The sequence below is a fragment of the Lactiplantibacillus sp. 7.2.4 genome (genome assembly GCF_018991185.1).
Classification (GTDB): domain Bacteria; phylum Bacillota; class Bacilli; order Lactobacillales; family Lactobacillaceae; genus Lactiplantibacillus; species Lactiplantibacillus pentosus.
In genome coordinates this window covers 1-20079 of sequence record NZ_JAGYGS010000059.1, presented here as the reverse complement: position 1 = coordinate 20079, position 20079 = coordinate 1, and the positions used below count along the sequence as shown (strand labels likewise).

The window sequence follows — 20079 nt, the reverse complement described above, 5'->3', positions numbered from 1 at the left end:
TAAACAGGTTCTAAGTAGATGGCCTAAGTAATCCGCCAAGTGCTCGTGGGCAAAAATGTGGGCGCTAGTTTCGGCTTGCTCGTTATAGTTGGTATTCGTGTTGACGTCATACACAAACTTTTGGTGATTTTGATCTTCCACCCATTCAACAGCAGCGACGTCTAGGCCGTTAGCGTGTAGAAAGCGCTCATAATCAGCCTGTTGTTGGCTACTTAACGGGTCAATGATTTTAAACTTAGATTCAGCTGTGTTTGGCAGTTGGCATTCATCTGCTGGACAAAGCTCGAACCCTTGGCTGGAATCAATTGAGACGGTGTAAAGAAACTTTTGACCAATAAATTCTGATCGTCGAATCCGACCATCGATGGGGCGAATATATTCTTGGAGTAGTGTAATGCCATCTACTGGCTCCTCAAAATCAGCGCTAGCGACGTATTTCTCGAGCTCCTGACTGTTATTGAATAGATGAACACCAGCGCCTTTACCAGCACGATTATGCTTAGTAATTAACGGATAAACGTTGAACTCCTGAGCCGCTTGCACTAAATTATCTTTACCCAGAACGGCGACTGTTCGTGGGTGTTTTTATGCCAGCCTTGTTAAGTGCTAAGTATTGTTTAACTTTGCTAATTTCCAAATCAATTGCGCGAGAACCGTTTAAAACGACGCGCTGATTGTTCTCTAGCCATTGAATCACTTGTTGTGCAAATTCGGGTGCAAAACGGTGTCCACGGGTATGAGCAGAGGCGGACATCCGGTTGTAAAAGATGCCTTCAGGAGGGACGGACTGCAGATCAATGTGACCACTTGATAGGTCCCAAAGTTCATAGGGAATCTGTTTTTGTTGCAACCATGTCACAAGGTGGCGGGTCCAGTCGAGGTTTTCGTGTAAAATATAAACTTTTGGTTGTGATTCTGACATATGATTAGCTCCAATCTTTATTCGTTGGCGAGTTTTGATGAAATTGGTTTCGTCGCAGTGGCTTGTAATTGTCCTTCGATGGCTTTAGCCGCAATTGCGTTACCTAAAACATTGAGTGCAGTTCGGCCGGCGTTGGCAAAGAAATCAACGGCGAAGATTAATGCGACCCCTTCTTTGGGCAATCCAAGTTGAGTCGCCGTGGCGAGTAGGACGACAATGGCACCAGAAGGGACGGTCGCAATGGTTTTACTAATAAATGTTAGTAGTAAGACAATCGTAGCGAGTGTTGCTAACGATAGAGACAAGTTATAGCTGTTAGCCACAAAAGCGACGGCCAACGAAAGATAGACAGTTGCACCTTCCAAGTTAAAGGTATAGCCTAGCGGAATCACAAAATCAGTAACCGTTTGAGAAGCACCATTTGATTTTAGTCGTTCTAGTAATTTAGGGAGTACAACGCTAGAACTACCAGTGAAAAAGGCGAGGGTGAACAAATCGCGTATCTCGCGTAAAGTGGCAAGGTAAGGAACCCGGTAGATGCTTGCAATGATTGGGAAAACAATCAAAAGTAGTGCTGCATAGCCGACATATAGGCCTACGATGAAAGTGACTAAGGAAACTAACTCGCTGGTACCAACACTGCTGACATCGTGGGCAATGATGCCGAAAATCCCAATCGGTGACAGCTTGATAATGAAATCAGTGATTTTATACAGCGCTTCAATCCAGATATCGAATAAATTAAGTAGTGGCTTGGCTTTTGCTGGTCCGTAGGCACCTAGACCAAGTCCAAGCACAATCGCAAAGAAAATGACAGAGAGCAAATTGTTGTCTGAGAAGGCCTTGATGATATTAGCAGGAACGATTGAGGCTAAAAATGTCCATAGATTGATACTGGTTCCAATTCCTTTCAGAGAACTGACGTTAGCGCTGGCATGTGTCCCAGTACCAAATCCAAAATAGTAAGTTGCTAATAAGAATAGGGCGATAATAATTGTGGTAATCACAAAGAAATAAACAAAGGTTTTGAGAAGAATATGACCAAAAGATTTCTGGTTAAAAATCTTAACGACAGCCGTGATGACTACCGGGAAAATCAACGGTAAGATGATCATCGTAATTGCATTAATGAAAACTGTGCCTAATAAATTGTAAAAATAATCTGCAATCGGTAAAAAATTGCCGAAAATAACTGCTAATACTAAAGCAATCAGCAGTTGGTATGGAAATCCAATCCGTTTGATCGTTGCCATGTATAAAACCTCGCTTTTATATGTTTTCGAGCTTCAGTTGCTAGTGAAAACATCATGTACATGGCAGTTTCACCCAAGGCACAGCCGCGCCAAAGGGTCAACCAACTATTGACCTTGTGAATTCTAAGACGACTCATGGCACGACCTCCTTTGGGTGATAATTAGCAGTTTATAACGCTGACAAGTCAAAACTTTCTTCTGGCTGGAATTGATTGTCAACGATTATTGATGGCAGATTAGTAATTCTAGCGCTAGCAACTTCGCTTGTGGTGAGCTTGCTAGCTGATGCGTTCGCTTGGGTCAGTCCATAGGTTTGTGTTAGATAAGGGCCAACCTGTTCTTGAGATAATTGATTCAACTTTGCTTGGTCCGTGAAAATATTATGGATCAGGTCGCGGGCCTGTTGAGGTTGATGATAATCAATATACTGATCAGCAATACCGCCATTTCTAAGGTCATCAACGGGCTTATCCCACAGTTTGATATGCAACTGGATATTGCCATTAGCAACCTTGCCAAAGAGTAGCGGTTCATTCTTAAGATACCAGGCCCGGCTATCAGGACAGCCGAGATTGATAATAAGGGTGACATCGTGTGTTGCGTGTGCCGAACCGTAACTAAGTGTGTTCAATTCTTGAAACTTCCAGATATATTGCGTCATTGTTCTAAACACCTTTCGTTATAATTAAAAAATCCGTCCCTGCAATTGCTTGCAGGGACGGATTAGACCGTGGTACCACCCAGATTTACAGTCATCATTGACTGCCTCAAAGCACACAACTATGTGCCGGGTGATTAACGCACCCACGCGTAATAGCAGCTTGCACTACCATTAAGACTCAGGACTCATCTTCCGATTGACTTTCAAGCCAGCCTTTCACTAACACTGGTCGCTTTACATATACTCATCAACCGTACTCTTTCCATCAATGTCGTGTAAAATTGTTATGGTTAAGATACAGCGTCGCGTATGACTTGTCAAGTGAGAGATTCGACCAACGAGACAAATGGCTAGTTATTTTAGACACTACTTTTTTGAATGACAATCTGTTATTACCAGTCTTTAGCCATCATAAAGCCCGCAGTGTATAATAAATTTGTTAGGATACAGATTATTATACGAGGTGCAGCGACTAAACATGCACTGCACCTAAAAATCACAAACGAATCGCAGGTGCATCCCTATCACAACTATCGAAGAAATCACACAAGCCATCAAAGCCGACCCCGATAACGCCGAGTACACGGCAAAAGGCTGGGACCCGCTGTTTCACGTCCTACCTTCCGCCACGATTCTCGTCATCAGTCAGGCACCGGGGCGCATTGCGCAGAATACTAAAACGTACTTCAATGATGCGAGCGGCGACCGATTACGAGACTGGATGGGCGTTACCCGGGAGCAATTTTATCAGAGTGACCGGATTGCAGTTATGCCGCTAGACTTCTACTATCCGGGGAAGGGCAAAAGCGGTGACTTGCCACCACGCAAGGGCTTTATGGACAAGTGGCACGAACCGTTGTTAGCGATGATGCCGAATGTTCAATTGACGTTACTGGTTGGGCAGTATGCGATTAAAGCGTACCTCGGTCGGTCACGGCAAAAGACACTCACGGCAACGGTCCAGAATTATCAGGATTATCTACCGGACTACTTCCCGCTCGTGCACCCATCACCACTTAATTATGGCTGGCAGAAGAAGAATCCATGGTTTCAAACGGCAGTTGTACCGGACCTGCAAAAGCGCGTTAAAGCGGCATTGCGATAAGCGGAGATATGGTATATTTGAGATGATAACTGGTCAGAAAGTTGTCTAGCTACAAAAATCCACTTGTTTGCCACTGCGTACTTGAAACATCAATAATCATGAATTGGAAGGTCAATACGATGCAATCAAAGCCAGCAGAACCAATCGTTGCAATGAAATTAAAAATTAGATTGATTCAAGTCAAACCATCCGTCTCACGAACAATCTTAGTCCCAACGACACTGCGGTATCGTCAGTTACACGAGTTAATTCAAATTGCATTTGGCTGGGAAAATGCCCATTTGCACGAATTTCAATTGCAACAAATATCGAGCACTCGAAGTCTAATGGACGTTCTTCTAAACGCACAGCCTGAAGGGGAGATAGATGAAGAAAATGATATGGTCTATCCAGAAATCTTAAATGGCTCACTCACCTATACTTATGACTTTGGCGAGGATTGGAAACATAAGATTGAACTTGGAAAGGTGTACACCTCTGCCGAGCTAATGCGTCATGATCTCCCACTATGCATACGGGGACGAGGCAATAATATGTTGGAAGATGGCTTTGAAGAACCCGGAGCCCCATATAGTCGTGACAATATTAATCGGCAGTTCTACTATTGGCGTATGCGGAACGCTAAATAATGGTTCATAAGCCTGCTAAAGACCCGTTTAGATGAATACTGGTGGTCTGAACGTCATTACCGGCGCTAAATTTCTAAGACGAAATGCAAAGCAATTCTTGACTCAAATGAGCTGGAATTGCTTTTTATTAACGGTCACGAGTGAGTTACAAAGCAAGGTATGGTTTGTGGCGAGCGCCGGCTGTTTACCTACCGCAACTGTTGCTATCCGCCATCGTTTCAACTAAGATGGTAGGTAACTTGAACCAGACGGAGGTAACGAGCCATGACGACCAAACAACGTTCTTACAAAATTAAATCCTATGTGAATGCGAGCCACGCGATTCGATGGGCGACGGGGTCCGGGAAGAAGCACACGCACACGTGGGAGATTGTTTGTGAGTTACACACGGTCGATGCGATGGTGGCCTTCTATGACATCGAAAAAAACTTACATCAAGCCCTAGATGAATTGTCAGGGAAATTTTTGAACGATTTACCGGAATTCAAAACGGTTAATCCCACTGTTGAAAATGTGACGGAATACTTGTTCAAGAAGATCGATAACACATTACGTGAGAACGGTGCGCAGCTGATGCGTATTGAAGTGAGCGATTCGCCAACCCGGGCTTACTGTATTAGCGTGACTGATTAGAAACAAAAGGACCACCTGGAAGCAGCTTGTTAGCTGTTCTAGGTGATCTTATTTAGTTGCAAGAAAATCCTAGTAACTGAGCGCATTGCCGGCTGTCAGCGGTTAGATACCTAAGAGTTCAATCCACAATGTTTCACGTGAAACATTGTTTAACACATCAGCGCCATCCAATTCAAATGATGTCAATTTGAATTGGATGGCGCTTTAATCATTTAATTTGTCACGGAATTCGTTACTTGTTGCAACGCATCCTGCACTGCTTCTTTGATTGCGCGGCTGGAGGCAGAAGCGCCTGAGACGGCATCGACGCTGGTTGAATTGGCTGCAACGATTTCTTGTGGAATCTCTTTAATGGCAGTCAGGCCGACGTCTTCGCTTTCGTGATGCTGGATGACATCCACGGCTTGAATCTTGTGATCACGATAGGTGACCCGGACGATGACTTTACCGCCGAGTCCAGCATTGGAGCTTCCCAAGTATTGGTCGGCACCTAGTTTGACATTGGCAGCTGTTTCACCGTCCACGAGGTCATTAATCCCATTGGCTTCGTCTGCATCGACAGACTCACTATCGGATTTAGGACGAGCCGCGTTTTCACCAGCTAACTTACCAAAAATCAGGCATTCAGCTAAATTGCCACCGCCTTGGTAGCAGTTAGCAACGATGCCACCCAATTCGCCTGCACCAAACAAGTGAGGAATCGGGTCGTTGTTGACGTTAAGAATCTGAGCATGCTCATTGCGCTGAGGACCGCCCTGGGTATTGAGTACATCGTTAGCAGCAGCGATCGCATAGTACGGTCCAGCATCTAGTTGCCGCATCGTTTGTGGATCACGACCAAAGGCAAAGTCACGGCCAACTTCCGTGTAATGATTAAAGTCGGCGACGGTCTGCTGTAGGTTATCCGCTGGAACATCGAGCTTAGCGGCTAATTTTTCAATGGTTGGTGCGGTGATGAGTTTACGCATGAATTTTGGATAGGGGAGTTGTCCATCCCGCTGTTCTTGTGCTTTGAAGGCCTCATACTGTGTCTGGTCAAAAACCAAGTAGGGGTGCTGATTCTTCATTGGAATTAGCCAAGACCCATGGGTATAGACATGACCGTGGCGGTGTTTAGCGTCTTCTGGGAAGTACCGCGTCCCGTCATCAGCGATAACGAATATACTGCCGTTCTTGAGTAGTGGCCAGTGTTCAATTTGGCGTCCACGCTCGTTAGCGTCTTCTTTAAACGTAATTCCGGGTAGGATGCCGTGTGATTCGTAGTTCGTCATATGCCACATCTTAGCATCGACTTCTTGCGCCATCTCTACACCATCACCCCGATTATAGAGGGTCCCAAGTGGTGTTAAGTGAGCACTATGCAGATAAGTTTGCGTCAGTTCAGCGTTATTTTCGAAACCACCCATCGCTAAGACGACCCCGTGATTGGCATGCAAATTGAGCAAATGTTCGCCACGCTTGATTTGAACACCCTGGATAATTTTAGAATTAGGATCCTGAATCAAATGTTGTGCCCGTGAATTTAGCCAGACATCGATTTTATCAGCACGGTCGAGGACGCTTTTCCGTAGTAACTTCCATAGCGCCGCATCTTTATCCCGCTTGTGAACGAGCGCAAAGTCGATGGTCTCACTACCTGCTAGCTCGGGGTATTCCGCCATCGTTTTCTTAATTGCCACGGCATCACCGGGTTTAATATCGTGCTTCCAACTGACTGCTTTGATGCCTAAGTATTTTTCAAAGTAGGTTGGGATCTGACTCATTCCACTTAAATAGGCATTCAGCGTTTTCACGGGTGTGCTAAAAGGTGCCCCTAATGCTTGGTAGTAGGCGGTCAACTGGTCAAGACTTTCACCCGTCACAACGTGTTGTGCTGAGTAACGTGTATTACCACCTTCACGGCCAAACGGTGCTGCATCAACTAAGAGCACGTGGGCGCCATTGTCGGCGGCGAAACGAGCTGCCGTGGCGCCCGCACCACCAAAGCCGAGGACAATTACGTCATAACTCCCTTGCCAGTCGACATTCAGTGCCGGCGTCCCATTCACCGTCTTAACAAACTGTTCAAAATTAGCAAAACACCGTTCCAAGAATTTGATAGACGGGCCATCTGTCAGCTCGCCAGTTTCGTCAAAGGCTTTGCCGGCGTAACTCAGCATGTATTCGTTGCCGGGAAGGACTTGGGCATCCACACCAGGCGAGTTTAAAATCCGCCGTAAATCCCCCTGAGCGCGGCACGTGCCCTGAATTCCGAGCGAAGTTCCGACTAACATTATCGGCTTATTGGCAAACGGGTGTAGTTGGTAGGAGAGCCATTCAATGACGTTTTTGAGTGCTGCCGGAATCGCGTGATCATACTCTGGCACGCCAATGATGACACCGTCTGCCTGGCTAATTTTATCGTTTAGCTGTTGAACGGATGCGGGGACGTCATTTTGATCTGGTTCGTTGAAGAGCGGAATACCGGTGATTTCATTGACCTCAATCGTGGCTTGGTGACTAAAGTGGTGCGCCATAAATTGTAACAAGTCGCGATTATAAGAGTGCTGGGCGGTCGTTCCCATCAATGCAACATATTTCATAACAAACAGTCCTTTGCTAGGTTTTAATTGGATAAACACACGTATTGTTTACGCTTTCAATATAAGTTCTTCGACTAGAAAAACAACCACAAATTTTGTGAACTGCTTCAAAATGGCCTTGTGACAACGATAACAATAATAAATTTGCTCAGCTACAATCCGACGAATTACAATTCAACGAATTAAAATCAAACTTTATTTTGGCTTTTTATAAATTTTATTTATAAAAAGTGAGACTATCAACGAGAAAACTAGCTCGATAAATCTAATCATTAGCAAAAATACTAGCTGTGAAAGGCTGATTTAATCCACTTTTAGCACTAGTCTAAACCCACACAGCCAATTTGCGATTGACAGACTCATAAATTAAGTTATGGTAAGCCTCGAAAAGCACAATAAGTAATCATAGTAGCTGTTATGTGAATTTATTAACAAAATATCGTTGGCCAGGAGGGACCTGCAATGTTGAGTACAGTAAAATGGAAGGGCTTTATTTTGCCGTTGGTATTTGGAATTGGCCTGTGGCTAGTTACGCCATTACGACCGTTAGCAATCAGTATCGTCGCATGGCGGCTGTTTGCGATTTTTGTGGCAACGATCATTGCTTGCATCACGAAGCCATTACCAATGATGGCGGTGACGCTGATTGGAATTGTCGTGGCGACACTCAGCGGTGTGTTTACAATGGACGAAGTTGCAACCGGGTTTGGCAATTCGACCGCCTGGATGGTTGCAATGTGTATGTTCATGGCGGCCGGCTTTATCAAGTCCGGGTTAGGTAAGCGCATTGCGTACCTGTTCGTGAGCTTGTTTGGCAAACGAACGCTGAGTCTGGCCTACGCGCTATCTTTTGTGGATGCCGTGCTAGCAATTGGGATTCCGAGCAACAACGCGCGGGTCAATGGGATTATGTATCCAATTATTGATAATCTGTCTCGCGAAATGGGTTCTGATCCAAAGCAGGGGACGCAGCGCAAATTAGGGTCATTTCTAGTCTTCAATGAGTATGAAGTCAACAATATTACGTCTGGCTTATTTCTAACGGGTTTGGCTGGTAATATGGTGGCGATTGGCCTTGCGAAAATGCAGGGAATCACCGTTACTTGGATGCAGTGGTTCATGGCGGCTTGTGTCCCGGGAATTTTGTCACTACTGATTATTCCGTGGGTATTGTATAAGGTCTATCCGCCAGAGGTCAAAGAGACGCCGGATGCGCATCGGTGGGCAACGACACGTTTGTCAGCCCTAGGTAAAATGACGGCCAGCGAGAAGATTATGTCAGTAACGTTCGTATTAGCTATTGTTTTGTGGCTCGTCGGTACCAAAATCGGCATTGACGCGACTGAAGTCAGTTTTATTGCCGTGGTTATTTTACTGATTACCGGGGTGCTGACGACTAAGGATTTGCTTAATGAAAACTTTGCTTGGAACATTCTGGTCTGGCTATCTATTATTATGATGATGTCGAAAAAGTTGATGACATTGGGCTTCTTCCCATGGTTTTCCAAAACACTGGGTCATTTATTAAGTGGTATGAACTGGATTAGCGTCTTGATTATCCTATTCTTAGCCTACTTTTACTTGCACTACATGTTTCCGAGTGTTTCGACGCAGATATCGGCGTTGTATGTAGGGTTCTTATCGATTGCAATCGGTGCCGGGGTGCCACACGTTTTAGCAGCACTGCTATTAGCGTTTGCGGGGTCAATCAACCTGTCGACGACGCCATACTCGGCAGGACCAGCCGCTCTCCTATCAAGTACGGGTTACGTTACGAGTGCAGAATGGTGGAAGTTAAGTGCGATTGTTGGCGTTATCTTCAACGTGATTTGGCTAGGCGGTGGCTTACTTTGGACTAAGCTACTGGGATTTTGGTAAAAATGATCGTTAAAGCGATCTCGATTAGGTTGCATAAAGGTGGCCTAATCGAGATCGCTTTTAGTGTTAAAATTAAGCATTAAGTAAAATCAGAATGGTTGCGGCTCACTTTTCATGAGCACGACCGAACAGAATGCGGGGGGAATCAAGGATGAATGAACGAGATTTAAGGTACTTTTGTTCATTGGTGGAGACGGGGAATTATACGGCTACAGCGACGCAATTTCACGTGACTCAGCCTGCTATTTCTGTAGCATTGAAACGGCTAGAAGCCGACTATCAGACGACCTTATTAACGCAGGCGAATCACCGTGCCCAATTGGTGACGACTGCAGCTGGGCGGATCTTGTATATCAAGGCCAATCAGTTATTGAAGGACTTTTCTCAAATGGCGCTTGAAGTCCAGCATGCCAATGACAGGCAGGTGCGCCTGGGCTTCTCGCATGTCGCAGGCGGTATTTGGCTACCACGACTGATTAAAAAATTTATTACGGTTCATTTATTAGACCAAGTGACAACGACTGTTGCGGACTCTGAGCAACTATTAGCTGATTTGCGGCGTGGCAAGTTAGATGCTGCCGTATTTTCGAGCCTGGTCCCAGAGCGGTCTGCTGATTTACGCGTCAATATTTTAGAAGAGCATCAGTTGCAGGTGTTGGTCAATGTAAATAGTCCATTGAGTCATTTAGAAACGGTGCGAGCGACTGATCTGAAAGGGGTGCCAATTATTGCACGCCCCAAACATGCGCTACCACGATTGGCATTAGCGCAGTATTGCCAACAAAGCCATATTCAACCAAATATTATTTATGAAGCGGCAACTAATGCCTTGGTAGAGGGTTTGGTCGCACAAAACATTGGTGTTGGCTTAGTAATTGCTGATTCAGTGGTTTTAAGCGACCAGGTTGTGGGAATCCCACTGGCCCCGCAAGCACAGTTACACTGCTATATGCAGCTTGCAGTCCGAAAATCTTTCTTGCCAAATGCCAACCAACAGCGATGTCTAGATGTGCTACGGCAAATCAGAAGGAATCCGGCATAATGGTTTTGATAATCAGCCAAAAAAATAACGCCCACCAACGTCCCCGTCAGTCCAAGCGTTATTCATTGCATTATTGTGCCAACATCTTTTGTGCGAATTCTTTAACGAGCTGAATTTGTTCGTCTTTGAGTTTGCCACCGGCACTGCCGATGATCTTCATGCCCTTGCCGCCCATAACTTGGTGGAAGTGGCCGATAACGGGGATGCCTTTTTCGTCCGCAATTTTTGTGAGGGCCTTATCGGACACCATTTCTGGACCGCCAGAAGTGGTGAATAAAGCGATTTGCTTGACCTTAGTGGCATCCAAATTCTTCATAAAGGCGGATGCGGTCTTGTCTGGTTTCATAAAATACGTGCCACCGCCGAAAAAGAGGGTGTCCGCTTGTTCGACTGGGGTGTCGATCGATTGGGCGGGCACGCCAGCTACGGCTGCGATTTGTTCGGCGAATGCCTGGGTGTTGCCATTACGAGTCTGATAACGAATTGCAATTGTCATGAAAAAAGACCTCCGATAAGAATAATTGAATTAAGACCAGGTGCCCACCATCAGTCGACCATGATAGGCAAGGGTCACTAGAATTGGTATACTAATTGTTATATCAAGTCTAGTATAAAACGTTTTGGAACCGATTACAAAAATACGGGAAAATCCACCCCGATTGACCTGTAAACGACTCATAGGGGGCGCAAAAGGACGCAAGGAGGCGTTGTGGGATGAAAGGAAGAAAATGGCGGCTCATTAACCACGTGGTGGGGATCGTGACCATTATTCTTAGCTTAATCATACTCATTCGGCCAATCGATGGGACGGGCCACGTTGAGACCTGGGGCTCGCGGTTGTTGGCTTTGGGGGTGCTGGCAATTTTTGTGTTGTTACTTGCAGGAGTTGAAAGTCTTATTCGGCGAGTGATGCGGCACTGATTGGCGTGTGGTTTCAAGAGAATTCAGGAAAGTGGTGGCAGTGATGGCTAAAATTTATTTTTTATGTACGGGTAATTCTTGTCGGAGCCAAATGGCAGAAGGGTTTGCGCGGCAATTATTACCAGCTGGTTGGGAGGTCGCGAGTGCCGGCGTCGAAGTGCATGGCGTCAATCCACTCGCGGTCCAGGTGATGGCGGAAATCGGTATTGATATCCGTCAGCAGACGTCTAAGTTGATCGATCCAGAATACCTCGCGCAGTGTGCCGTGGTCGTCACGTTATGCGGCGATGCCCGTGACCGGTGCCCAGTTATGCCGCCAACGGTCACGCGGCTGCACTGGCCATTGCCAGACCCGGCGCAAGCACCCGGCAGTCCGGCAGAAAAACTTCCTGTATTTCGCCAAGTTCGTGACCAGATTCAGGCGCAAGTCGTCGCGCTCGCAAAGACGTTGAAGTAAGTGGCACGCTAAACCTGCGCCAAGCGTCAATCACAGGTAGCTGCGACCCAACAAATCAATCACGGCAATCAAATCGGCCAGCCTAGGCATTCAAACCTGGGCTGGCCGATTTATGTTGCTCGCGTAAGTCCGTAGCCCTTAAGTTTACTGGCCGTTCGTTAACTTTGTGAACAATCCAGCATGTGCAAAAGCTACAGTTTGGCAGCTGTGAAACTGGTGGTTTCATCCCTTATCGCTTGTGAATGATTGCGTTAGTATGAAAGCGTAGTCAAGATGAATGACCGGTCATCAGGCGTTGAACTGCTTTTTAAGTTAAACAAATCACAATTAGATTTAAGGAGGAGTCGGACAATCATGAAGGATTTTAAAGATAAGGTCATGTTTATTACCGGTGCTGCTCACGGATTTGGTCAAGTTATCGCGGAAGGGGCTGCCAATCGCGGCATGAAGCTGACGATTGTGGACATTGATGGCCCTGCATTGAAGGAAACTTACCAGCATATTCTCGACAAGGGCGCGGATGTGCTGATGATCACGGCTGACGTGACCAAGGAAGATAGTGTCGATGATGCTGTCGAACAAGCGATGGAGAAATTTGGCCGCATCGACTTGCTGATCAACAATGCCGGGATTGCTTTACCAGGGCGCATCTGGGAATTGCCAACCCGTGATTGGGAATGGATCATGCATATCAACTTAATGAGTCAAGTTTATGCGATGAAACGCATTATTCCAATCATGATTCAACAAAAGACCCATGCCGATATTTTAAACGTGGCGTCAATCGCTGGCTTAGTAGACACCCCCGGAATGCCTTCCTATCACGCCAGCAAGTTTGCCTCAGTCGGGATGACGGAAGCTACGGCCTACGACTTACAGCGGGCGGGCATCGATATCGACATGCACGTCATGTGCCCCGGCTTTGTTCAAACGGACCTCTATCACACCGAGAATCACCGGCCTGCACAGTACAGTGACCCAACTGATCCGTACTATCAAAGTGAAGCTTATCTGAAGGGGCAACAATTTGCGAAGTACGTCATTACGAACGGTAAACCAATCGATACGATTGCGGACACCGTCTTCAAAGCCTTGGAAGACAACCGATTCTACATTTTGACGCATCCAGAATACAATCCATTGATTGAGGATCGGGTCAAACGAATCGTGACGGACGGTGCCCCTGACGTGCATATCATGGATGGCATTATGTAGCAGATATCAAGCAGACAAAGGAGTGTTTTAACATGGCAAGTTTTATCGCAAGTGATCAGGATGTTAAGAACTTTTTGACGGCCCCAAGTATGAATGACCAGGAAGGGATCGGCTTCGCTTACGCCACCGATGAAGCCGTCTTGAAAGCGTTGATTCCAGCGCCATTGAAATTAATGGCGCCAGTTGTTTGCGGCTACGTGGTGCATATGGGCAAACCAACGTTCAGTGCCCCTTACCTTGAAGAGAGCTTATTTGCACTCGTTAGTTATAAGGACAAGATGATGGGCGCCTATCCAATCAACCTATTGTTACACGGACCAGGTGCCGAAAGTGGCGTTATTGCTGGTCGGGAAGGTGCTGGGATTCCTAAGAAGTTGGCGGATGCAATTGAATTACGGCGCAACGACAACAGTGCGACGGCCACGGTTGAGCGGCACGGCAAGACTTTGCTGAACGTTTCCTGGACTGCCGGTGAGCTAAACGATCCGTCTATCATGAAACAATTTGCGGGCCAATTAGCGTTAGGCAAGGAAGCTGAAATGAACAGTTTCTTCTATAAATACAATATCGACCAACACGAAGACGGTACCAACCACTTTAACAACGTCCAGTTAGTTGCGACCCAGTTACGGTCATTGGCAGACCAGGTTGAGCCTGGGAACTTGAGTATTCAACTCGATTCGACGGATGACGATCCATTCGGTGAATTGAAAGTCTTGAAGCCACTCGGGGCAGCTTGGTTCCACTTCAAGACGTCCGTGATGTTCAATACGTTGAAGTTAGATGAGGTCGATGCGGCCACCACGATGCCAAAACTCTTGACGGGCCGGTATGACCGGAGCTTCTTCAATCCAAAAGCAGCGACTTATATTATTTAAGCATTCGGAAAGCGGGGAATAGCTGATGTCAGAAGCAGTAAAAAATTTAGTTAACAACGATTTAGCAGACGTGATGTTTAATCGGCACTCGGTTCGGCAGTTTGAACCGGATGTTAAAATCAGTCGCGAGGAGCTCCAAAAGATGATTGCCGAGGCCGCAACGGCGCCGTCAGCCTGCAATTTGCAGTCATGGCACTTTGTGGTCGTCGACACCCCCGAGGCTAAGGCAAAATTCAAGCAAGCGGTCATGAAGTTTAACTATCCGCAAGTCGACAGTGCCTCCGCTATCGTCTTCATCGCCGGAGATACGCAGTCGCACTACGTTTATCGCGACGTTTGGAACAAGGTCTATCAGGATGGCAATATTACCAAGGAACGCCTGGACCAGATTCTAGGAACCTTCCTGCCGTTATATGAACATGCGACGCCAGATTTCTTGAAATTTGATGCGACCATCGACTGTTCAATCGTTGGGATGCAACTCCTGTTGGTCGCTCGCGCCCACGGTTATGATGCTAACGCGTTTTCTGGAATTGATTTCGAAAAGATGATTCCAACGCTCGGACTGGATCCAAAACGCTACGTACCAGTCATGGGAATTGCGATTGGTAAGGCCGCCCAGGAGCCACTCCACACGACTCGGTACGACGCCAAAACCCAGACGGATTTCTTAGCATAATTGAATTTGATTTGATTGAAGAAAGAGCGGGGCTGACCCGCTCTTTTTGTGATTTAGGGCCGTTGTAACGATAGTTTAAGGTACAGATTCATCAAGCAGTCCAAGCACGACAGCAGCTTGAGCTATTTCCACATCACTAGCTTTATCAGCCGCTTCCCACACGACCGCAAATTGAGGCTCGCTCACGCTGACCGCTATTAGTATCTTCATGGCAGGTGCCAGTCGTGAATCGGCGCCCTGCCGCTTAGTCAGTGGCTCCGTCACCAATAATGTTCAGCTCCAGTTCAGGATGCACAACTGGCTGCCGTTTAAGCATGAAACCGACGATTTAGCTGCCTTTACAAAAGCGCTTATATTGCTTATGATGAAGGCGATAGGTGCGATGAAAAGGGGGACGGTTTTCATGAAATTGAACGCGATTCTACGGCAGCTAGCGATGACCTTTGATGTCACTAAACAATCGAGTTTTACCCATAATCCGGAGGTAACGGAAGTCCAATTTGTGAGTGCGACTGAAGCGGTGGCAACGCATCGGTTGTATTTGCAATCCGCAGCGAGTCAGACGGTGCAACTATCCTACGACTGGCGCGGCCACCGCCAAATCGTGGGGACGGTCAGTCTCGGAGCAGGCCTGACGACCGTCATCGCGGCTCAAAATCAGCTGCTGAAATTATTGGTGACGCTTGGGCAGTCGCTGCATCATGATATTGAGCTCCAAAATATCATCAATCAGTTCGCCATCAACGCGATTACGGCAGATTTTGACACCACGCTCGCGCAGGCCGTTCGATTATTGGGCAATCCGTTGGCGATTATTGACCTCAACGGGGAGATTTTGTCGCGGTCCCACACGACGCAACTCAATGATCCCAGTATCCACGCGGCGGTCGAAACCAATCGGGTCGGGCGCTGGCTATTAGACCACGGTTTCGCAGCGGATACGCCTGATTTTTTAACGCAGGTCTACGTCGCGGAGGACCGGCTTTCAGCGGGGCCGATGCTGATTACACCGTTAGCGAATAAAGCTGAACCGATCGGGTACCTGGTCATGCCGGCACTCAACACACCGCTAAATGACCGCCAAGCCCTGTTGATCAATTCGATTGGGCAGGTGATTGCGGGTTCGCTAGTCAAAAATCAAATTATGCCGACTGCCGAGTCACAGCGAGACCGCTTATTGAACTTATTGTTGACGGAACGGCAGGGTGGCACATTTGCTGATCAGTTTGCTGAACAACATGTCAAGTTACCGACTGCGATGGTCCTGGTACGCTGTGAACCACTTGCCGACCAAGCGCCAATGATTTTACAGCAACGCTTGCAATATCTGATGTTGCCGCATTTCGAACAAGTGCTAGTGTCCATTTACCATCAGCAGTGTGTTGCGCTGATTTCCATTAGTCTGGCTGCGTATAATCAACCAGATTTTATCACCACACTACAGACCATCGCGCAACGGGCAGATTGCCGGCTGATCGTCTCACAACACTATGTGAATCCGGAAGACACCTACGCGGTCTATGTCGTGTGTCAGCGTACCGCCCAGTTGAAGACGAGTCGGGGCCGGGTGGTCTTTTGTGAAGATCAATTCTATGACCTCGCCTTAGCACGGGTCAATCATGTTGAAATCCTGCCATTCTTCATTAATCCCGCCTTACGCCTGTTAATGGATTATGACCGCCAAAACCATACCGAATTAGTGCCGACGCTGGATGCGTATTTACAGGCGACTTGCCAATTGACGCGTACCGCCAAGCAATTATACGTGCATCCTAACACGCTCCGCAATCGACTTCAGCACATTACCAAGCTTACGGGATGCGATTTACGAGATGCCGAGACCTGTTTTAAATTAGCGGCCAGCTTTAAACTCCAGCACTTTCTGGTGCAACATCAGTATCGCTACCGAGCAGATGTCCCGATTCCCACGCAGGACTAGTGATCAGTCGGGCGTGTAACCGGTTGTTTATAACTGGAACTAACTAGCTTGGAAGCATTGGGGGCTAGTAACGATTAAAGACGCAGATTGTTGATATGACAGCGTTTATCAGCTGAGGCTTTAGACGTGCCAGACCAATTAGAATTAAAATAGTTATGCAACCGGTTGCATTGAAACTGAAAGCGTTTTATAATGCTAAGTGAGATTGAATGGACGGCGTTAGTCAGAGATTGTGTGCTGACTGAGTTGAGCCCGTCTGCGAAGTGATTTTATACCGGTCAATAACGAGCGTCAAAACTAGTAGTCATTCACGAGGAGGAACTAGTAATGAGTAAATTTGCAGCAATTAAGGGATTCGTATTTGATTTAGATGGTGTGATTGCCGACACGTCCGTGTACCATTCACAAGCTTGGCATCAATTAGCCGATGAATTAGGCGTGGCTTGGAGCGAAGAACTCGCCGATAACTTAAAGGGTGTCAGCCGGATGGATTCCTTAAACCTGATTTTGAAAACTGGTGGTAAGGAAAACGACTATACGGAAGCCGAAAAGGTGGCGTACGCTGAAAAGAAGAATACCAACTACCTCAATCTATTGAAGGGGATGGATAAGACGGCGATCCTACCTGGAATTGAAGCCTTCTTAGCTGATTTAGCCAAACACGGCTATAAATTGTCACTGGCCTCCGCTTCTAAGAACTCACCATTAGTTTTGGAACAATTGGGCTTAGCGCACTATTTTGAAGCTCGCGTGGACCCATCGACTTTGAAGCATGGTAAGCCAGACCCAGAAATCTTTGCCCGCGGTGCAGAAGTGCTCGGACTCAAACCTGAAGAATGCGCGGGAGTCGAAGATGCCAAGGTCGGGATTCAGTCGATCAATGGTGCCGGCGAGACCTCGATTGGAATTGGCGACCCAGCCGTCTTAACGGGTGCTGACGTGAACTTCACTTCGACAGCAGAGTTAACTTTAGCAAATCTAGAAGCTGCATTAGGCTAATTCCAGCCGCAGCTAAATAAAAGCTTACTTCACAATTACCCGTCAAACGGGCCACGATGAAGTAAGCTTTTTTGGTGCTGTTTAAATGATTCAATCGGTTAGCGTGCCGTGGGTAGTGTCGCGACATCTGCGGTCAGTAGTTGCACGTGCGGTGTCCGACTCAGCGCATATTCTAGCGGAATCGTCTGATGTTCCAATAATTGATCAGTCAGGTTGACTTGCTGAAGCACGCCGGGATTTTCATATAATTCCAGCGCGTAAGTCTGATGATTGAGGTCCATGTAGCTGCGGTATTCCGTGTAGGTTGCTTGACCAGTCGCGCTGACCTTAACGCCCTTAGGAATCGTGACCGCATTTAAAATGTGTTGAAGCAAGTTGACGGTCGCAGTGGTTGTTTCGGGGACCTGCGCGTAATGTTTGAGAAAGACGGTCCGTGCAAACCGAGACATGGATGTGTAGTCACCAGGCAGCCCGAGCGCACCAGTACCGGGGCCCTGAGAACCAGGCTGATAGTTGACGAATTTATTGAGCGTCCGTTCAGTATTCGTAAGTGTGCCGTATTTACTTAGGTTTTGGAGCTGCCACTTAAGGTTCGGTGAATTCGTCAAAACGCCAACGGGATTATTGATCAAATGCAGTTCGCCACTAGTCGGCTCCAAGACTGCAGTTTCGCCGGAAGCGTCACTGACCATGAAGTGCAGCGGGGGAATTTCATTGATCAGTTCCACCGTGCTACTAATTAGTTGCAGGTGCTTGACCCGGTCACGTAAATCAGCGACGCTCGAAATATTGCCCAGTGCCCAGGTGACAAAGTCGTGTGGGGCAAGCTCGATTTTAGCATGGTCGCTGTGTGGCTGATAAATGGCATGGTTAGGGAAATAGAGGGCGACGATGCTAACACCGCATTCGTTGACCCCATCGGTAAAAATTTCGTGGTTCAATTGACGACCGGCGCCAATAAAGCCATAGGTCGTCTTAAAGTCGCCCAAGTCACCGGCAATCCGATAATGCCGAGGCATGAACATGATGCGCGTGTCGAAGTCGACGTTAAAATCCATGGTACGGGCCAGAAAATGACCGCCGTGGCTATTGGTATAAGTTAGGCTGGTACACATACTAATCGCTCCTTTGCTAGATGATACCGTTAATTTAGCATGACGTGACCAGGAGATGCGATAATTGCGACATGGTCTGGCAGCATTGAACGGTCACCTTACGTTTGAGCGGGTAGTTGACTTAACAAGCGGACGGGTGGGATGATTAAAGCAATCCGCTGGTCATGAGGGTCGTAACAGTTGTGAAAGCTCAAAGCACGCCATCGTTGCATGCGGCTTGGCGTTCTACAACTGCTTTGAGTTTTCTCCTTGATAGGTAGCATGTTGCACCATTCTTCAGATTGAGGAAACCATTTGCACGATCAATTTTGATGATATTGCAGGCATTAACAACAAACGACTTATGACAACGAACTAATCTGCTGTCAGATTTTTCAATCTTTGTGAGATTAGAATAAAATTCTATACGTTGATTCGATGTAATAATTGCAACTTTGTGTGGCTGGATAAGTGTTTCGAAATATAAAATGTCGTTAAAAGGAATTTTGACGTTTGCATACTCTGTTTCAAATTGAAAAACATCATCGGGTACCGTTTGAAGTTCTGTCTCTGCAACATATTCTATGCAAGAACGTAACTGCACTTCAAATGATTTTTCAGATTGATCCTTAGCAATAAATTGTAGTGCGGAAACCTGATAGGCGTATGTTATTGGCGCGAATTCAGAGTGTGTCGTCACAAAGACGATGCTTGCAAAACGATCTAATTTTCGAATTTTATGTGCCACTTCTAGGCCTTTACGAAGTTGACGATTCCGCGTTTTGCCATCTTTAATTTCGATATCCAAGAAATATAGCATCTGTGGTCCACGATCCGATTCTGACTTTACCCTTTCAATTAAAGCAGTTGCAGAGCCCGTATCAAATAATTCTGTAACGGCTATGTGGTGTTGTAGAATCGTGCGTTCAATTATATTTTTAATGTGCTTGCGCTGCAGTTTATCATCTTCAAGTAAAAATATTTTCATGAAGCTAACTCACCTTCTTTATGATGATAGTTTGAATGATCTGACCATTGTTAATTGTCGTTTCAATCCAATTATTTGGATATTTTTGTAGGATTCTCTGAACATTGTTAAGGCCATGGCCGTGTGAAGTGCCTTTTGAACTAAAGCCATTTGAAAACATACGATCAATTGTCATATTTTTCGTATTTGCTGAGTTTTCTATAT

The 20079-nt window shown here is 46.5% G+C and carries 19 protein-coding genes and 1 pseudogene; 12 read left to right on the top strand and 8 right to left on the bottom strand.

From position 1 onward, the window contains the following. The 3 genes and pseudogenes from KGF70_RS13935 to KGF70_RS13925 form a co-directional block, all read right to left on the bottom strand. Positions 1–922, bottom strand: a pseudogene (locus tag KGF70_RS13935) (RimK family alpha-L-glutamate ligase); the annotation flags it as partial. Positions 923–939: 17 nt separating this feature from the next. Further along, positions 940–2175, bottom strand: a complete 1236-nt coding sequence (locus KGF70_RS13930; protein ID WP_216769170.1) for a dicarboxylate/amino acid:cation symporter — start codon at positions 2173–2175, stop codon at positions 940–942. A 169-nt stretch (positions 2176–2344) separates the two neighbouring features. Next, on the bottom strand, positions 2345–2836 hold the full coding sequence (locus KGF70_RS13925) for a thioredoxin domain-containing protein (protein WP_216769168.1): 492 nt from the start codon (positions 2834–2836) through the stop codon (positions 2345–2347). A 523-nt stretch (positions 2837–3359) separates the two neighbouring features. Between KGF70_RS13925 and KGF70_RS13920 the strand changes: the two genes are divergently transcribed. The 3 genes from KGF70_RS13920 to KGF70_RS13910 all read left to right on the top strand — a co-directional run bounded on the left by KGF70_RS13920 (position 3360) and on the right by KGF70_RS13910 (position 5203). Continuing rightward, positions 3360–3941, top strand: coding sequence for a uracil-DNA glycosylase family protein (locus KGF70_RS13920; protein ID WP_216769171.1), 582 nt, complete (start codon positions 3360–3362; stop codon positions 3939–3941). Between the two features lie 119 nt (positions 3942–4060). Continuing rightward, positions 4061–4570: a plasmid pRiA4b ORF-3 family protein gene (locus tag KGF70_RS13915; protein ID WP_216769166.1), complete on the top strand. Its 510-nt coding sequence runs from the start codon at positions 4061–4063 to the stop codon at positions 4568–4570. A 264-nt stretch (positions 4571–4834) separates the two neighbouring features. Continuing rightward, positions 4835–5203, top strand: a complete 369-nt coding sequence (locus KGF70_RS13910; RefSeq protein ID WP_003637307.1) for a 6-carboxytetrahydropterin synthase — start codon at positions 4835–4837, stop codon at positions 5201–5203. Between the two features lie 212 nt (positions 5204–5415). Here KGF70_RS13910 and KGF70_RS13905 read toward each other — a convergent pair whose 3' ends face one another. Continuing rightward, the gene (locus KGF70_RS13905) at positions 5416–7785 is read right to left on the bottom strand and encodes an NAD(P)H-dependent oxidoreductase (RefSeq protein ID WP_216769164.1); all 2370 of its coding nucleotides are present in this window, start codon (positions 7783–7785) and stop codon (positions 5416–5418) included. Between the two features lie 462 nt (positions 7786–8247). Between KGF70_RS13905 and KGF70_RS13900 the strand changes: the two genes are divergently transcribed. Further along, positions 8248–9663, top strand: a complete 1416-nt coding sequence (locus tag KGF70_RS13900; RefSeq protein ID WP_216769162.1) for a DASS family sodium-coupled anion symporter — start codon at positions 8248–8250, stop codon at positions 9661–9663. Positions 9664–9814: 151 nt separating this feature from the next. Next, entirely contained in the window at positions 9815–10705 is an 891-nt protein-coding gene (locus KGF70_RS13895) for a LysR family transcriptional regulator (protein ID WP_216769161.1), read from the top strand. Between the two features lie 70 nt (positions 10706–10775). On the opposite strand, the gene KGF70_RS13890 is transcribed toward KGF70_RS13895, so the two are convergent. After that, positions 10776–11201, bottom strand: coding sequence for a flavodoxin domain-containing protein (locus tag KGF70_RS13890; RefSeq protein ID WP_050338027.1), 426 nt, complete (start codon positions 11199–11201; stop codon positions 10776–10778). 218 nt (positions 11202–11419) lie between these two features. On the opposite strand from KGF70_RS13890, the gene KGF70_RS13885 reads away from it, so the two are divergent. From KGF70_RS13885 to pgmB, 7 genes are all read left to right on the top strand, one after another. Then, positions 11420–11626 carry a DUF3923 family protein gene (locus tag KGF70_RS13885; protein WP_216769159.1) on the top strand — a complete coding sequence of 69 codons (207 nt, stop codon included), beginning with the start codon at positions 11420–11422 and terminating at the stop codon, positions 11624–11626. Positions 11627–11669: 43 nt separating this feature from the next. Continuing rightward, positions 11670–12083, top strand: coding sequence for an arsenate reductase (thioredoxin) (gene arsC, locus KGF70_RS13880; RefSeq protein ID WP_216769157.1), 414 nt, complete (start codon positions 11670–11672; stop codon positions 12081–12083). 354 nt (positions 12084–12437) lie between these two features. Then, on the top strand, positions 12438–13298 hold the full coding sequence (locus KGF70_RS13875; RefSeq protein WP_216769155.1) for an SDR family NAD(P)-dependent oxidoreductase: 861 nt from the start codon (positions 12438–12440) through the stop codon (positions 13296–13298). A 32-nt stretch (positions 13299–13330) separates the two neighbouring features. Next, complete coding sequence (locus KGF70_RS13870) at positions 13331–14176, top strand: acetoacetate decarboxylase family protein (protein WP_003637312.1); 846 nt, start codon at positions 13331–13333, stop codon at positions 14174–14176. A 25-nt stretch (positions 14177–14201) separates the two neighbouring features. Then, complete coding sequence (locus KGF70_RS13865; protein WP_021338319.1) at positions 14202–14855, top strand: nitroreductase family protein; 654 nt, start codon at positions 14202–14204, stop codon at positions 14853–14855. Between the two features lie 403 nt (positions 14856–15258). Continuing rightward, positions 15259–16794, top strand: coding sequence for a CdaR family transcriptional regulator (locus KGF70_RS13860; RefSeq protein ID WP_216769154.1), 1536 nt, complete (start codon positions 15259–15261; stop codon positions 16792–16794). 327 nt (positions 16795–17121) lie between these two features. Next, positions 17122–17793 carry a beta-phosphoglucomutase gene (gene pgmB, locus KGF70_RS13855; RefSeq protein WP_003637315.1) on the top strand — a complete coding sequence of 224 codons (672 nt, stop codon included), beginning with the start codon at positions 17122–17124 and terminating at the stop codon, positions 17791–17793. 98 nt (positions 17794–17891) lie between these two features. Here the strand turns inward: pgmB and KGF70_RS13850 are convergent, their stop codons facing one another. The 3 genes from KGF70_RS13850 to KGF70_RS13840 all read right to left on the bottom strand — a co-directional run. Then, positions 17892–18908: a choloylglycine hydrolase family protein gene (locus tag KGF70_RS13850; RefSeq protein WP_120769468.1), complete on the bottom strand. Its 1017-nt coding sequence runs from the start codon at positions 18906–18908 to the stop codon at positions 17892–17894. Positions 18909–19098: 190 nt separating this feature from the next. Continuing rightward, positions 19099–19875 carry a LytTR family DNA-binding domain-containing protein gene (locus KGF70_RS13845; protein ID WP_216769153.1) on the bottom strand — a complete coding sequence of 259 codons (777 nt, stop codon included), beginning with the start codon at positions 19873–19875 and terminating at the stop codon, positions 19099–19101. Between the two features lie 4 nt (positions 19876–19879). Continuing rightward, on the bottom strand, positions 19880–20079 hold a 200-nt coding region (locus tag KGF70_RS13840), incomplete at its 5' end, for a GHKL domain-containing protein (RefSeq protein ID WP_216769152.1).

Coding starts and splice junctions, on each gene's coding strand:
- KGF70_RS13910 (WP_003637307.1), top strand. CDS start 4,835: ATGACGACCAAACAACGTTCTTACAAAATTAAATCCTATGTGAATGCG.
- KGF70_RS13900 (WP_216769162.1), top strand. CDS start 8,248: ATGTTGAGTACAGTAAAATGGAAGGGCTTTATTTTGCCGTTGGTATTT.
- KGF70_RS13850 (WP_120769468.1), bottom strand. CDS start 18,908: ATGTGTACCAGCCTAACTTATACCAATAGCCACGGCGGTCATTTTCTG.
- KGF70_RS13870 (WP_003637312.1), top strand. CDS start 13,331: ATGGCAAGTTTTATCGCAAGTGATCAGGATGTTAAGAACTTTTTGACG.
- KGF70_RS13895 (WP_216769161.1), top strand. CDS start 9,815: ATGAATGAACGAGATTTAAGGTACTTTTGTTCATTGGTGGAGACGGGG.
- KGF70_RS13875 (WP_216769155.1), top strand. CDS start 12,438: ATGAAGGATTTTAAAGATAAGGTCATGTTTATTACCGGTGCTGCTCAC.
- KGF70_RS13915 (WP_216769166.1), top strand. CDS start 4,061: ATGCAATCAAAGCCAGCAGAACCAATCGTTGCAATGAAATTAAAAATT.
- KGF70_RS13885 (WP_216769159.1), top strand. CDS start 11,420: ATGAAAGGAAGAAAATGGCGGCTCATTAACCACGTGGTGGGGATCGTG.
- arsC (WP_216769157.1), top strand. CDS start 11,670: ATGGCTAAAATTTATTTTTTATGTACGGGTAATTCTTGTCGGAGCCAA.
- KGF70_RS13890 (WP_050338027.1), bottom strand. CDS start 11,201: ATGACAATTGCAATTCGTTATCAGACTCGTAATGGCAACACCCAGGCA.
- pgmB (WP_003637315.1), top strand. CDS start 17,122: ATGAGTAAATTTGCAGCAATTAAGGGATTCGTATTTGATTTAGATGGT.
- KGF70_RS13925 (WP_216769168.1), bottom strand. CDS start 2,836: ATGACGCAATATATCTGGAAGTTTCAAGAATTGAACACACTTAGTTAC.
- KGF70_RS13930 (WP_216769170.1), bottom strand. CDS start 2,175: ATGGCAACGATCAAACGGATTGGATTTCCATACCAACTGCTGATTGCT.
- KGF70_RS13845 (WP_216769153.1), bottom strand. CDS start 19,875: ATGAAAATATTTTTACTTGAAGATGATAAACTGCAGCGCAAGCACATT.
- KGF70_RS13905 (WP_216769164.1), bottom strand. CDS start 7,785: ATGAAATATGTTGCATTGATGGGAACGACCGCCCAGCACTCTTATAAT.
- KGF70_RS13865 (WP_021338319.1), top strand. CDS start 14,202: ATGTCAGAAGCAGTAAAAAATTTAGTTAACAACGATTTAGCAGACGTG.
- KGF70_RS13860 (WP_216769154.1), top strand. CDS start 15,259: ATGAAATTGAACGCGATTCTACGGCAGCTAGCGATGACCTTTGATGTC.